General features: G+C 66.2%; 9 protein-coding genes. 3 read left to right on the top strand and 6 right to left on the bottom strand.

Translation table 11 applies throughout. The annotated features are described in order from the left end of the window. Positions 1–47 precede the first annotated feature (47 nt). Entirely contained in the window at positions 48–1,187 is a 1,140-nt protein-coding gene (locus ACYVGE_RS06270) for a glycoside hydrolase family 18 protein (protein ID WP_460728434.1), read from the top strand. A 39-nt stretch (positions 1,188–1,226) separates the two neighbouring features. On the opposite strand, the gene ACYVGE_RS06265 is transcribed toward ACYVGE_RS06270, so the two are convergent. Beyond that, positions 1,227–2,834, bottom strand: coding sequence for a tryptophan halogenase family protein (locus ACYVGE_RS06265; RefSeq protein WP_460728097.1), 1,608 nt, complete (start codon positions 2,832–2,834; stop codon positions 1,227–1,229). Positions 2,835–3,213: 379 nt separating this feature from the next. Here ACYVGE_RS06265 and ACYVGE_RS06260 point away from each other — a divergent pair, with 379 nt between their 5' ends. Beyond that, positions 3,214–3,705: an EF-hand domain-containing protein gene (locus tag ACYVGE_RS06260; protein WP_460728095.1), complete on the top strand. Its 492-nt coding sequence runs from the start codon at positions 3,214–3,216 to the stop codon at positions 3,703–3,705. Positions 3,706–3,833: 128 nt separating this feature from the next. On the opposite strand, the gene ACYVGE_RS06255 is transcribed toward ACYVGE_RS06260, so the two are convergent. The 5 genes from ACYVGE_RS06255 to ACYVGE_RS06235 form a co-directional block, all read right to left on the bottom strand. Continuing rightward, complete coding sequence (locus ACYVGE_RS06255; RefSeq protein WP_460728093.1) at positions 3,834–4,106, bottom strand: hypothetical protein; 273 nt, start codon at positions 4,104–4,106, stop codon at positions 3,834–3,836. 87 nt (positions 4,107–4,193) lie between these two features. Further along, positions 4,194–4,622, bottom strand: a complete 429-nt coding sequence (locus tag ACYVGE_RS06250; protein ID WP_460728091.1) for a GFA family protein — start codon at positions 4,620–4,622, stop codon at positions 4,194–4,196. Between the two features lie 174 nt (positions 4,623–4,796). Further along, positions 4,797–10,436 carry an NEW3 domain-containing protein gene (locus tag ACYVGE_RS06245; RefSeq protein ID WP_460728089.1) on the bottom strand — a complete coding sequence of 1,880 codons (5,640 nt, stop codon included), beginning with the start codon at positions 10,434–10,436 and terminating at the stop codon, positions 4,797–4,799. 417 nt (positions 10,437–10,853) lie between these two features. After that, positions 10,854–11,630 carry a phosphatase PAP2 family protein gene (locus tag ACYVGE_RS06240; RefSeq protein WP_460728087.1) on the bottom strand — a complete coding sequence of 259 codons (777 nt, stop codon included), beginning with the start codon at positions 11,628–11,630 and terminating at the stop codon, positions 10,854–10,856. 150 nt (positions 11,631–11,780) lie between these two features. Continuing rightward, entirely contained in the window at positions 11,781–12,413 is a 633-nt protein-coding gene (locus ACYVGE_RS06235) for a DUF4136 domain-containing protein (protein WP_460728085.1), read from the bottom strand. Positions 12,414–12,609: 196 nt separating this feature from the next. Here ACYVGE_RS06235 and ACYVGE_RS06230 point away from each other — a divergent pair, with 196 nt between their 5' ends. Then, positions 12,610–14,151, top strand: a complete 1,542-nt coding sequence (locus ACYVGE_RS06230) for a phospholipase D-like domain-containing protein (RefSeq protein WP_460728083.1) — start codon at positions 12,610–12,612, stop codon at positions 14,149–14,151. Position 14,152 lies beyond the last annotated feature (1 nt).

Below are 14,152 nucleotides of genomic sequence, written 5' to 3'. Positions count from 1 at the left end.
ACGTGCTTCGCCGATTCCTGCCTACCCTGGCCATCCTCGCAGCGAGCATGGTCCTGGCGGTCGCCCAGGCGGCCGGGACTGTTCCATCCAATGTCATCGGCGCCTATTACCCCGGCGGCTCGGCCGACCGCTATCCGGTGTCGCGCATTCCGGCCGACAGACTCACGCACCTGTTCTATGCCTTCGCGCGGATCGAAGATGGCCATTGCGTCGCTGGTGCGGAAGCGGGCGGGCATTTCGCCGCACTGGCTGAACTCAAGCGCAGCCATCCCCGGCTGCGTACGTTGATCTCGATCGGCGGTTGGGAGGCGGGCGGGTTCTCGGATGCCGCACTCAGCGCGCGCAGCCGCAAACACTTCGTCGCATCGTGCATCGCACTGTTCTTCGACGCGCATCGCGGCAGCTTCGATGGCGTCGACATCGATTGGGAGTTTCCCGTGTACGGCGGGCCGCCGCACATCACCGCGCGACCGCAGGACCGGCACGACATGACGCTGCTTGCGCGCGAATTCCGCCGCCAGCTCGATGCGTTGGGCAGGCAGCGTGGGCAGGCGTTCCTGCTCACCGCCGCGCTGCCGGCGGGGCGCCTGCAGTCCGCGGGCCCTTACGATCCCGCGCGCAGCTTCGAGCTCGGCAAGCTGGCGGGCGTGCTCGATTTCATCAACCTGATGACCTACGACATGGGCACCGGCTTCTCCGCGGTGTCCACCTTCAATGCGCCGCTGCGGGAAGACCCCGCCGATCCGCTGGACCCTGCGCTGCGCCGCTGGAACAACGTCGAAGGCGGCATCGACTACTACCTCCAGCACGGCGTCCCCGCGCAAAAGCTGGTGCTCGGCGTGCCGTTCTACGGCCGCGGTTTCCGCGTGTCGTCAGGGACGAATGAGGGCCTCTACCAGCCCTACAGCGCGCCGTACGAAGCCGGCGACTGGCGCACCATCCGGCAAAAGCTGCTGGCCGATCCGCAATGGCAGCAGCACTGGCACCCGATCGCGCAGGCGCCGTGGCTGTTCCATCCCGGTGCGCGCATCTTCGTCAGCTACGAGAACCCGGAGTCGATCGCCATCCGCGCCCGCATCGCCAGGGATCGCGGCCTGCGTGGCGTCTTCATGTGGGAGCTCACCGGCGACGATGACCAGCACAGCCTGCTGCAGGCGATGGTGAAGCCGTTTGCCAGCGGGCCGTAGCAAGCACGCTCTCCACAAGCACGCTCACCACAAGCACGCTCACCACAGATAAAGCTGCAGCGTCTCCTCGTGCACCCGCGCCGGAATCTCCTGCAACAGGGTGCGGTGATCGGGGTAGTTCATCGCGCTGCGTTCGATCATGTTGTCCAGCGCGGCCAGGTTGTGCTGCGCTTCCTTGGGAGTTGGCGCGCGGAGCTCCGCATCGGGGAAGATGCCCATGCCGGCCAGCAGGCAGTACCACGACACGATCGGATAGGCGCGGCCGAACGTATTGCTTTTCAGTCCGGGGATGATCGGCTTGCGGTCCAGCCAGGTGCGCAGCAACTGCACCAGCGGCTCGGACAGATGGGTGTTGGCGGCATTGGCACGCCAGTACTCGGTGTCGGTACGGCTGTTGGTCTTGTAGTGGCAGACGATGTAGTCGCGGGTGCCCTCGAACTGGCTGTTGATGGTGTCGTTGAACGCGCGTCGCGCGTCCTCGCCCATGTCGCCTTTCTCGAGTACCGACACCAGCATGGTTGCGGTCCGTTGCACGAACAGCAGGGCCGTGGCCTCAAGGGGTTCGATGAAGCCCTGGGCCAGGCCATTGGCGACGCAGTTGCGGTTCCAGGCGTGGGTGACGCGGCCGACGCGCATCTTCAGATGCCGCGCAGGCGTATCGGCGTCGAGCAGCCCCAGGCGGGTGCGCAACTCGGTTTCGGCCTGGTCCGCCGAGCAGAAGCGGGTGCTGTAGACATAGCCGTTGCCGTAGCGCTCGGTCAGGGGGATTTTCCAGGCCCAGCCGTGGTCCATCGCGGTGGAGACCGTCTGCGTCATGATCGGCCCGTCGATCGGCGTGGGCATGGCGACCGCTGCATCGTTGAATAGGTTCTCGGCGAACGGCACGAACGGCGTACCCAGCGTCTTGCCGATCAACAGCGATGCGAAGCCAGTGCAGTCGACGAAGAAGTCGGCTGCCAGCGTTTCATCGCCTTCGAGTCGCAGGCCGGTGATATCGCCGCGTTCGTCCTGCAATACCGATTGCACATGGCGCGCCACGTGGTGCACTCCGCGTTCGAGCGCCTTGCGGTGCAGGAACTGCCCCAGCAGTCCGGCGTCGAAGTGGTAGCCGTAGGCGACGTCGAACGGAAAGCTGCGCTGGGGCTTGGGGGCGCGGCATTCGTCCGCCAGCCGGCGGGCGATGAAGAACCGGTCGGGGTGGGCATGGACGTCGGCGCCGTCCAGTCGTGCATGCACGTTCTGCACGAACTGGGTCATGGTCAGGTTGTCGAGCATCGACGCGAACGGATGGAAATAGCTCTCGAACCCCGGCCGGGTCGACCAGCCGTCGAACCTGATGCCCGCCTTGTAAGTGGCGTTGCACGCCGGCATCCATTCGGCTTCCTCGATACCCAGGCCTTCGAAGAAGCCACGCAGCCACGGCGTGGAGCCTTCGCCGACCCCGATGGTGCCGACCTGGGGCGATTCGATCACCGTTATCTGCAGGCGCCGCCCGTAGGCCGAGTTCGCCAGCAGCAGCGCGGTCATCCAGCCCGCGGTGCCGCCGCCAACGACGCAGATGTGCTTGACCGGCGGCTCGGCATCATGCGGAAGGACCGTGCCCTGGGCGGCAAAGTCCGTATCGATTCGGGGCAGGTTGGTAGTCATGGCCCAGCGTAACGGATGCGCTGCGGAATGCCGAGTCGGCGCAGGGGTGGGTTGTGGCGTGTCCACGCGCTGCTGTCGGGGGGGGCGGGCGCGCTGGATGAACCCCCCGGAGCCGGCGGCGTCGATGCGAGCATCCGGGCTCGGCACTTCTGGAAGAGACCGGTTGCGACCGGTTGGTTTTCCTCGCTGATGGATGAACGATGCATTGCCCGGAAGGCCGCCCCAGGCACCTGCGGAACGATATTTCTCTCCGCTTAATGGAGATGAAGGCAGCGATTACTTTTTCGATACGTTTTGCTCCGGAAGTCTCACTGTTCGTTTACATGGATGCTGCGAGGTTGCGCTTGCAAGATGCGCTGACTCTCAACAGGAAGACCCCATGAAACCGAGCAAGCTTTCGATACTCGCCATTGCGCTGACGGTCGCGACGTTCGCGGGAGGCTGCAATCGCAGTGACAAGGCCGCGTCCACGGACAAGAACGAGCCGGCCACCACCGCCAGCACCACGCCGGAAACGACCGCGCCCTCCACAACGGAGCCAACGGCCACGCCAGCGACGAGCCCGCCGCCCGCTATTGAAGGCACCAATACCGCGGCAACGGATACGAGCAGCGTCGCAGGCACTCAATCGATGACGACACCCCCGGCGCCGACGACTGGCATGACCGGCACCACCAAGACGACCGCCGACGCGACTACCTCGTTCGACGATCTCGACTCCAACCATGACGGTGCCATTTCCCGCGACGAGCTGACGGATACCAATCCGCTGCTGCAGAGTTTCTCCGCAGCCGACAAGGACGGCAACGGAACGCTGTCGCGTGCCGAAGTCGACGCGCAGCGCGGCAAGACGCCACCCAAGGGGGGCTGACGCAAGAACGAACGGATCCATGTTGGACGCGAAAGGCCCGCTTCTTCCAAGCGGGCCTTTCGCGTGATGGGCGCGCCGCAGCGCGTCGCTCCATGCTGCATGGACGACGAGCCGGCTTGCTTCCGTGATCAGGCTTCCTCGGCCGCTCCTTCACCACGCAGGACGAGATCCGGGTTTTCATTGATCGCGCCGTCGGGCTCGATGACCAGCAGGCGTTTGTTGTCGCGATCGAACAGCACCGGTACCGGGTCGCGGAACATCGGCCGACGGACGAACTTCAGCGTCCAGTGGAAGTGCTTCAGCGTGGAAAGCGTCTTGAGCTGGGCGGGATTGAGTCCCTCGCTCAAGGCCTCGGGGTCCAGCGACACCGGCTTGTTGCTGCGTCGTTCCTTCCGATGCATGGGAGTCTCCTCGCAACACGCGCACAGAGTGCGGCCCGGCGATGCGCCGCGGCGTGAATGCAATGGAGGCCGTGCAGGGTGGTGCCGCTACTCCGGTATCGCCTCTCCGGAACCGCCGAATTCGGAGGGGAAGTCCTTCAGTTTCGGCAAGCCGTCCTTCATGGGCAGCACGGTCTCGGCGTAGTTCACGTGCACGCCGGGTTTGAAGTCGATGCTGGGAATCGTCGCGGCATAGACATCGATCAGGCCGAGCGGCGGGTGGTTGGTCATGAGGTGCCCGCCGCACTCCTTGCAGAACTGGCGATCGCTCATGTCGGTCTTCCTGAAATGGCCGATGTGCTCCTCGCCGCGGGTGACCTTCACGTTTTCAGGCTTCCACAAAGTGAAGGCATTCACCGGACCCGCCGACCAGGAGCGGCAGGAGGCGCAGTGGCAGTAGCCCATCGCCTCGGGCGCGCCGGTCACTTGGACTTCCACGGCGCCGCAGAAGCAGGTGCCGGAATGCAGGTCGCTCATGGAGTACTCCTCATGAAGCTGGGGTGGGAACACGCCTCTGGTTGAACGTCAGCGGCGGCCGGCGCAGGCCGCCACGTGCAGGGCAATCACGAGCGGAACTAATCCAGCTTGGCGACAAGTGCGCGGAAGTAATTGATTGCAATGATTGCCGGACGTCCACGCAGGCCGTCCTGCCTATTGGACGACGAATGTCGCAGTGCCGGAACTGGTCGCGCCTCCCAGGCTCCAGCTGGCCTGCGCCCGGTACTGGCCCGCTGCGGTCTTGGACTTGTTCAGGCGGTAGGTCGTACGGGCGAAGCCATCGCTGCCGCTGACCGCGGTCTGGACGACGTTGCCGCCAATCGGCCGGATGATGGCGAAGGTCACCGTCGCGCCGCTGACCGGAATGCCGTTGTTGCGTACTAGCGCATTGATACGGACGAGTTCGCCGCGCAGATAGGTCGCCTTGTCGGTGCTCGTGTCGGTCTGCAGGCTGAAGGTCGCCGCGGCAACGGTGTAGGTGGTTGACGTGCTGGCGTTGTGCGCGGCACCGACGCTGCTGCTGGCACTGGTGCCGATGGTGTAGCCGCCGGCGGTCGCGCTGGTGGCGGAGGTCACGTTGAGCGTGGTGCTGCCGCTGGCGCCCGGTGCGAGGCTCAGGCTGGCGTTTCCGAGCGTGCCAGTCCACCCGCTCGGAATCGCCCTGGCGAGATTGAAGCTGGTCGTGGTGCATGCGCTGCTGTCGTTGTTGGTGAGCGCGAGCGTGTAGGTGACGAGGCTGCCGGCCGGCACCGCTGCGGTGGATCCGCTGAGACCAATCGTCGGCGCGGCGCGCGTGCATGCCGGTGGCGGGGTCGAGACCGTGTAGGTCACGGTGGTGCTGGCGTTATGCGCGGCACCGACGCTGCTGCTGGCACTGGCGCCAACGGTGTAGCCGCCGGCGGTCGCGCTGGTGGCGGAGGTAACGCTGAGCGTGGTGTTGCCACTGGCGCCCGGTGCGAGGTTGAGGCTGGCGGTGCCGAGTGTGCCGGTCCACCCGCTCGGAATTGTCCTGGCGAGGTTGAAGCTGGTCGTGGTGCATGCGCTGCTGTCGTTGTTGGTGAGCGCGAGCGTGTAGGTGACGAGAGTGCCGGCCGGCACCGCTGCGGTGGATCCGCTGAGGCCGATGGTCGGCGCAGCGCGCGTGCACACCGGTGGCGGGTTCGAGACCGTGTAGGTCACGGTGGTGCTGGCGTTATGCGCGGCACCGACGCTGCTGCTAACGTTGGCGCCGATGGTGTAGCCGCCGGCGGTGGCGTTGGTGGCGGAGGTCACGCTGAGCGTGGTGCTGCTGCTGGCGCCTGGAGCAAGGCTCAGGCTGGTGGTTCCGAGCGTGCCGGTCCAGCCGCTCGGAACAGTCCGGGCGAGGTTGAAGCTGGTCGTGGCGCATGCGCTGCTGTCGTTGTTGGTGAGCGCGAGCGTGTAGGTGACGAGGCTGCCGGCCGGCACCGCTGCGGTGGATCCGCTGAGACCAATCGTCGGCGCGGCGCGCGTGCATACCGGTGGCGGGGTCGAGACCGTGTAAGTCACGGTGGTGCTGGCGTCGTGCGCGGCACCGATGCTGCTGCTGGTACTTGCGCCGATGGTGTAGCCGCCGGCGGTGGCGCTGGTGGCGGAGGTCACGCTCAGCGTGGTGCTGCTACTGGCACCTGGTGCGAGGTTGAGGCTGGCGGTGCCGAGTGTGCCGGTCCACCCGCTCGGAATCGTCCTGGCCAGATTGAAGCTGGTCGTGGTGCATGCGCTGCTGTCGTTGTTGGTGAGCGCGAGCGTGTAGGTGACGAGGCTGCCGGCCGGCACCGCGGCGGTGGGTCCGCTGAGACCGATGGACGGTGCGGCCCGTGTGCACACCGGTGGTGGGTTCGAGACCGTGTACGTCACGGTGGTGCTGGCGTCATGCGCGGCACCGACGCTGCTGCTGGCGCTGGCGCCGATGGTGTAGCCGCCGGCGGTCGCGCTGGTGGCGGAGGTCACGCTCAGCGTGGTGCTGCTGCTGGCGCCCGGCGCCAGATTCAAACTTGCATTACCGAGCGTATCGGACCATCCACTTGGAACCGAACCGGCAAGGTTGAACGTTGTCGCGGCGCACGCACTGCTGTCGTTGTTGCTGACGTCCAGCGTGTAGGTGACGGCGCTGCCAGCCGGTACCGCGGCGGTGGGTCCGCTGAGACCGATGGTCGGTGCGGCCCGTGTGCACACCGGTGGCGGTGTCGAGACCGTGTACGTCACGGTGGTGCTGGCGTCATGCACGGCACCGACGCTGCTACTGGCACTGGCGCCGATGGTGTAGCCGCCCGCCGCCGCGCTGGTGGCGGAGGTCACGCTCAGCGTGGTGCTGCCGCTGGTGCCCGGTGCCAGATTCAAACTGGCATTACCGAGCGTATCGGACCATCCACTGGGAACCGAATCGGCCAGGTTGAACGTTGTCGCAGCGCACGCACTACTGTCGTTGTTGCTGACATCCAGCGTGTAGGTGACGGCGCTGCCGGCCGGTACGGCGGCCGTGGGTCCGCTGAGGCCGATGGTTGGTGCGGCCCGTGTGCACACCGGTGGCGGTGTTGAGACCGTGTACGTCACGGTGGTGCTGGCGTCATGCGCGGCACCGACGCTGCTGCTGGCGCTGGCGCCGATGGTGTAGCCGCCCGCGGCCGCGCTGGTGGCGGAGGTCACGCTGAGCGCGGTGCTGCCGCTGGCGCCCGGTGCCAGATTCAAACTGGCATTACCGAGCGTATCGGACCATCCACTGGGAACCGAACCGGCAAGGTTGAATGTTGTCGCGGCACACGCACTGCTGTCGTTGTTGCTGACATCCAGCGTGTAAGTCACGGCGCTGCCGGCCGGTACGGCGGCCGTGGGTCCGCTGAGGCTGATGATCGGCGCGGCCCGTGTGCACACAGGCGGCGGCGCGGTGACAGTGAAGATCGCGCTGGCGTTGGCGGTATGCACCGCACCGACGTTGCTGCTCACCCCGGCACCGATGGTGTAACCGCCAGGGGCGGCGTCGGCGTCCGAGGTCACGTCGAGGTTGGTAGTGGCGCTGGCACCCGGCGCCAGGCTGAGGGTCGTTGCGGTGAGAGTGCCGGTCCAGCCACTCGGAACCGACCTTGCGAGGCTGAAGCTGGTGGTGGTGCACGCTTCGCTGTCGTTGTTGGTAAGCGAAAGCGTGTAGGTGATGGCGCTGCCCGCCGGTACGGAGGAAGTGGAGCCGCTCAGTTCGATCGTCGGTGCGGCACGTGTGCATACCGGCGTCGGCGCGGAGACGCTATAGGAGGCGGAGCTGCTGGCGGTGTGCACGGCACCAACGCTGCTGCTCACCCCGGCGCCGATGGTGTAGCCACCAGGGGCGGCGCCGACGTCGGACGTAACGTCGAGCGTCGTGCTGCCACTGGCGCCTGGCGACAGGTTCAAGCCCGCGTTGTCGAGCGTGCCGGTCCATCCGCTCGGAACCGATCTGGCCAGGCTGAAACTGGTGGTGGCGCATGCCGCGCTGTCGTTGTTGGTCACAGCCAACGTGTAAGTGACGGTGCTGCCCGCCGGCACGGAGGGAGCAGGACCGCTCAGGTCGATCGTCGGTGCGGCGCGTGTGCATACCGGCGTCGGCGTGGCGACTGTGTAGGAGGCGGAGCTGCTGGCGGTGTGCACGGCACCAACGCTGCTGCTCACTCCAGCGCCGATGGTGTAGTTGCCGGGGGTGGCGTCGACATCCGACGTCACACTGAGCGTGGTGCTGGCGTTGGTTCCCGGCCCGAGAGTGAAGCTTGCGTCGCCCAGTGTCCCTGTCCACCCGCTCGGAACCGATCTGGCCAGGCTGAAACTCGTGGCAGGGCACGCCGCGCTGTCGTTGTTGGTGACCGCCAGCGTATAGGTGACGGCACTGCCCGCCGTCACGGATGAAGTTGGGCCGCTCAAGTCGATCGTCGGAGCGGCACGCGTGCATACCGGCGTAGGCGTGGCCACTGTGTAGGTTGCCGTCGCGCTGGCGGTATGCACGGTGCCGACGCCGCTGCTCGCACCAGCGCCGATGACGTAATCGCCCGCGGTGGCATTCGCGGCCGACGTGATGGTGAGCGTGGTGCTGCCGCTGGCGCCCGGCGCGAGATTCAGGCTCGTGCTGCCGAGCGACCCGGTCCAGCCGCTCGGGACCGAATCGCCCAGGCTGAAACTGGTCGCGGTGCAGGCGGCGCTGTCGGTGTTGGTCAGCGTGAGCGTGTAGGTCACGGCATCTCCGGCCGGTACCGCGGTGCTGCCACCACTCAGGTCGATCGCTGGCGTGCTTCGAACGCAGGTACTGACAACCTGCATCTCATACGCGCCGATGTCGCTCGCCACACCGCGCGGGCGCGGATTGAGCACGAAGTCGGTCGTGAGGTCGGCGAGCGGCGTGACCTTGTCGACGAGGGGCGAGCCCGCGAGCGGTTCCGCGTCGAACGTGGCCAGGGTCATGCGGGTCAGCTTGGGGTCCTGGCCGCAGATGCTGTCGCCGGGACACGCACCGGCATAGACGTTCCAGACCAGATTGCCTGCGTGGGTGGTGATCGCGGGTGAGCTTCCGCCCTGGACCCTGGAGAGGTCCGCGGGTTTGAGGAAATAAGGAAAGCCGATCAGCGCATTGTTCTGGATCAGCGCATGAGCGCTGGCATCGCCTTCGGCGACGCCGACCAGCGAATATCCTTCGCCGGTGATGGTGTTGTGGCGGACGGTCACGCTGTCGTTGGCGGTGAACACAAGCATCAATGTAGTGCCATCGGAACGGCAGTTGTCGCCTGTCTGCATGAAGAACTGATCCTTGAAGTAGCCGCAGTTGCCGATCAGTACCGAGTTCTCGATCGTTGCGTTTCCCTTGACCTTGACCTGGTTTCCGGCGTTTCCCACGGCGTAGATCCGGCGCAGCGTGGCGCGTGTGCTGTCGGCGCCGTCCAGGAAGCGCAGGTCGAGACCGTCCGAAGTGTTGTGGTGCACGAAGACATCTTCGATGAGCCACTGGCCGCCGGTGGTGACCGTGCCGAATCCGTCGCCATAGCCGCCGGCCTGTTGTGCCCAGCAGGCCCATGCCACGCCGGTCTGCCAGCGCTCACCGCAACCGTTCCAGCCGATCTCCATGTCGCGCAACGTGATCGCGCCCGAGTTGGAGGCGGGGGCAGGCGTGTTGGCGTCCCAGCCCGCACGTCCATTTCGATTGAGCTTGACGCGCTCGATGGTCCAATCGGTGAGTCCACCGGCCCATAGCCCGGTGTGTCCCAGGCCATGGATGTCGAGGTCGTGCAACCAGACGTTGCTCGATGCGCGCGCATACACCCCGTACTTGCCCCAGTTGCCGCTGCCGACGGCCGGGCATTTGGCTGCCGCGTTGGTGTGGCTGTAGACGCAGTCGTCCTGGTCGGTTATTTCCAGGTAACCCACCTCGACGTTGGAGCTGCCATCCAGACTGAGGATGCGGGTAACGCCCAGCGTGCCCAGCAGCCGCGGCGGATTGCTGGCATTGCCGAGGATGCGCGTCCTGTTGGCGCCAGTTCCGCTCGGTATCGAAGCCATCGAACAGTTGGCAGGAAGACAGTTGCCGGCACCCGATGCACCCTGGCCCATCAAGTAATTGCCGCTGCCGATGAAGAGGGTGTCGCCCCCCGTGATGCGCCGCGTGCCGTCGGGTGCCAGCGCATGGAATGGATGCTTCCACGCGCACGCCTGGCCGGTACCGCTACCGGGATACGGCGCATCGCTTCGGCCCGTGCATTGGATGGCATCGCCGCCGTCCACGCGCACATAGAACGTATCCGCATGTGCCAGTTGCGATGCCGGCATCCCCACTGCCAACAACAAAATGCAGAACAGCAACGGAAGGGATCGCTTTGCCTTGCAGCGGGCGCGCAGGATCGACAGTACGCGTTGGCTGCAGGGCATGTCGCAGTCCCTTGTGCGTTGTTCCCCCAAAAGAGTGGTTGGCCCCCGGTGCAGCAATGTTGAAGAGGACTGCAACGCATGCAAATTCCCCGTAGGGGGGATGCGATGTTGTACGTGATCAGCCGGAAAGCGGCTTCAACCACGTGAAATCGCGGCTCGGCACCGTTGGTCAGAAAATATGTAATCTTGCGCGCCGTGCACTTTGAGGCTCGCTGAGTCACAGGGGCTCGCGGTGCCCATTGAGGACACATCTTCAGTGCGGGCGTTTCCTGGGTGCCGTTCGCAGTCGCGTCTGGTCGATGCCGCAGCCGGCGCGCGCTATCTCATCGAACGCGAAGCTTGACTGGCGACTCCGCGTTCCGATTCCACTTCCTTACCCCTGAGCATCACCGCGTACAGTCCCAGCGCCGTGAGCCAGCACAGCATCAGTGACCAGAGGTCGTGCGAGAGGAAGTGCGCGCCACGCAGTTGCTGGGTCATGCCGAGCAGCAGGCCGAGGGCGAGTCCCACGCCCAAGCCGAACCAGCGAAGACGCGGACGCGTGGACAGGAAGAAGAAGTACAGCGCCATCCAGCAGTATCCGGCACTGGCGTGGGCGGCGGGGAAGCACGCGCCGCGAGGACCGGTGCGCGGTGCGAACAGGCCGTGGTACGGGCGGGTTCCGCCATATCCCAGGATGTCCCAGGGGCAATCCATGTTGGTCCACGATTTCATCCAGCCCACCAACAGGGCCGCGGCCGCCGTGGCCAGGAGCAGGTAGGCCAGTGGCCTGCGCCACGGCACCAGGTGCGCGTGCGCCTGCGAGGCGATCCATATGAGCAGCACCATCACCCACGAGGCGAGGCTGAGCAGATGGCCGCCGTCATGGACCAGCGTATCCGCCACGAATGACGACCGCAGCGTCCATGCATGGCCCTGCCATGCATACAAGCGATCGGCCCACTGGCGATCGCCATCGAAGAAGGCGAGCGCGGTGGCTGCCAGTGCGAACGCCAGCAATGGCCACGCCAGATGGCGTGCGAAGAAACGCTCAGGCGCGTGTGGTGCCGGGATGCTCGCAAGCCCGCCGAGGCCACGGGAATGAGGTGGCTGCATGACGCACGCCGCTCACGTGGGATTTGTCGGAATAATGTCGGAGCCGGCAGGGCCGGCATGTCACCCGAACGGGGGACATTACTGAGCGAAGCGGCCCCCGCAACCGCAATGCACGGGTCAGCCCCCCCCGATAGATGCGATATGCGGGCTTCACGGGCTCGCCGCGCCCGCCGTGGGCAATGCGGCCAAGGTCTTGCTGGCGACGGTATCGAGGTTGATCGGTGCGGCGCTCTTGGCGCGGACCGAACCGCGGTAGAGGGCGCGCCACAGTACGCGGATCTGGCCCGGCTCCAGCACTTCGAACAGCAGGCCGCCCTCGACGAAGTCCACCGTGTCGATCTTGATCGTCGGCACGCCATTGGGTCCCTGCGTCACGATCTGGGAGCAGCCGCCGCCACTGCAGCCGATGGCCGTTTCGCGTGCGCTCTGCAGGCCGTTGTCGCGAACGGTGGCCTGCTGCACGTCGCGCACGCCGACGCGATACGCAACGAAGATGTCGGCCTGCTGGGTGCTGTCCACCCGCCGATACCCTTTGCTTTGCAGCGCTTTGTCGAGCGCCGCCTGCAGGCGCGTGCGCAGCTTCGGATCCTGCACGCGCTTGTCGAATTCCACGGCCAGTTGCGCCGGCATCTCGACCCACGCATAGCGCATGCCCGGCAGGGAGGTCGCCGGCTTCGAGACCTCGACCTGTGCCACAGGCTCGTTGCGTTCGCGCGCGGCGGCATCGTGTGCGACGACCAGCATCAGGGCGCAGCAGGCAACAGCGAGAGCGATGGTCCTCATGGCATTCCTTGGTGGCCAGACATTGAAGGGCCCAACTTTGGGTTCCGCGGCATTACTGTCATGTGAGAGAACGGGTTTCCAGCGAATGCCCGGCCCATTCGCGAGGGGTGACGGCCGAGGAGGGCGTGCACTGCCGAAGTCGTGCAGCTCCCTGCGCTGTACCATCCGTGCAGCCGCACACCACGGGGCGCATCACATGACGCGCAAGGTCCGGTTTTTCGTAACCGCCTGCCTGCTGTTGCTCGCCGCCTGCAGCTCCTTGCCGCCGCGGCCGCCGCTGGCCGAGGCATTCGCATTGCCGCCGGCCAGCGATGGCGAACTTGCGCGACGTACGATTACAGGGGAGGCCCAGCACGCCGGACAATCGGGCTTCCGCCTGGTCAGTAGCGGGACGGAGGCCTATGCGGCGCGCATGTTCAGCGCCCAGGTCGCCGCCCACAGCCTCGACATCCAGACCTACATCTGGCACGCCGACATGACCGGCAAGATGCTTGCGCAGCGTGCGCTGGCTGCCGCCGACCGCGGCGTGCAGGTACGCATCCTCATCGACGACCTGGATGCGCGCGCCAAGAATGCCGGCTTTGCCGCGCTCGATGCGCATCCCAACATCGAGGTGCGGCTGTTCAATCCCTTCGCCAGCCGCAGCGGCGGGTTGCGCCGCCTCGGCGAGTTCGGTACCGGTTTCCGCCGGCTCAACCACCGCATGCACAACAAGAGCTGGATCGTCGACAACCGCGTCGCCCTGGTTGGCGGCCGCAACCTCGGCAACGAATATTTCGGCGCCGACGAGAACGGCAATTTCGTCGACCTCGACGTGCTGATGGTGGGACCGGTGGTGCGCGAGGTCAGCGCCAGCTTCGATCGATTCTGGAACGCGACCAGCAACTACCCCATCGCCCTGGTGAATGCCGGTCCGGCCACGCCCGATGCACTGGCCCGGCTGCGCGTGCTGCTGGATGCGGTGCCGGCCGAACTGGCCGCCAGCCACTACGCCGAAGTACTGCGCGAGGACCCGGACGTGCAGCGGCTGTTGGCCAATGAGGGGTCGCTGCACTGGAGCGAACGTTGGTCCTTCGCGAGCGACGATCCGCTCAAACTGGAAAACAGCGGCGCCCCAAGGCAGCGCTCATTGGTACTGGCGACATTGTTGCCCGCGATGCAGGCGGCAAGACAGGGGCTCAACGTGATCTCGCCGTACTTCGTGCCGGGCCGCGCCGGCACCGACTTCCTGGTCGCCAGGGCGGGCGACGGTATCGACGTGCGCGTCCTGACCAACTCGCTGGCCGCCACCGACGTTGCCGCCGTGCACGGTGGCTATGCGCGCTACCGCGATGACCTGCTTGCCGGAGGCGTGCGGTTGTGGGAGCTCAAGCCCGACAGCGGCGTGGCTCCGTCAAAGTTCAGCCTGCGCGGCTCGTCCGGTTCCAGCCTGCACACCAAGGCGATGGTGATCGACGACAGCCACGTGTTCATCGGGTCCTACAATCTTGACCCGCGTTCGACGGCGATCAATACCGAGCAGGGCGTGTTGATCGCCAACCCGGATCTGGCGCGGGAGCTCACGCTCATCTTCGACGAGCATCTCGCGGGGGATCACGCCTGGCAGGTGCAACAGACGGATGGCCGATTGCGCTGGAGCGACGGCCAGGCCACCTGGACCCGCGATCCGCAGGCGCGCGCCAGCCGCCGCCTGCAGGCCTGGCTGGCCAGTTGGCTGCCGCTGCAGTCGCAGTTGTGAA

It is taken from the genome of Lysobacter rhizosphaerae, from assembly GCF_054779795.1.
The sequence above is the reverse complement of the archived record's forward strand: the minus strand, read 5'-3'. Positions and strand labels throughout refer to the sequence as shown.

What these genes read in the sequence shown, in the direction of transcription:
- ACYVGE_RS06235 (WP_460728085.1), bottom strand. Translation starts at nt 12,413, where the DNA reads ATGAGGACCATCGCTCTCGCTGTTGCCTGCTGCGCCCTGATGCTGGTC.
- ACYVGE_RS06245 (WP_460728089.1), bottom strand. Translation starts at nt 10,436, where the DNA reads ATGCCGGCATCGCAACTGGCACATGCGGATACGTTCTATGTGCGCGTG.
- ACYVGE_RS06250 (WP_460728091.1), bottom strand. Translation starts at nt 4,622, where the DNA reads ATGAGCGACCTGCATTCCGGCACCTGCTTCTGCGGCGCCGTGGAAGTC.
- ACYVGE_RS06265 (WP_460728097.1), bottom strand. Translation starts at nt 2,834, where the DNA reads ATGACTACCAACCTGCCCCGAATCGATACGGACTTTGCCGCCCAGGGC.
- ACYVGE_RS06230 (WP_460728083.1), top strand. Translation starts at nt 12,610, where the DNA reads ATGACGCGCAAGGTCCGGTTTTTCGTAACCGCCTGCCTGCTGTTGCTC.
- ACYVGE_RS06260 (WP_460728095.1), top strand. Translation starts at nt 3,214, where the DNA reads ATGAAACCGAGCAAGCTTTCGATACTCGCCATTGCGCTGACGGTCGCG.
- ACYVGE_RS06255 (WP_460728093.1), bottom strand. Translation starts at nt 4,106, where the DNA reads ATGCATCGGAAGGAACGACGCAGCAACAAGCCGGTGTCGCTGGACCCC.
- ACYVGE_RS06270 (WP_460728434.1), top strand. Translation starts at nt 48, where the DNA reads ATGGTCCTGGCGGTCGCCCAGGCGGCCGGGACTGTTCCATCCAATGTC.
- ACYVGE_RS06240 (WP_460728087.1), bottom strand. Translation starts at nt 11,630, where the DNA reads ATGCAGCCACCTCATTCCCGTGGCCTCGGCGGGCTTGCGAGCATCCCG.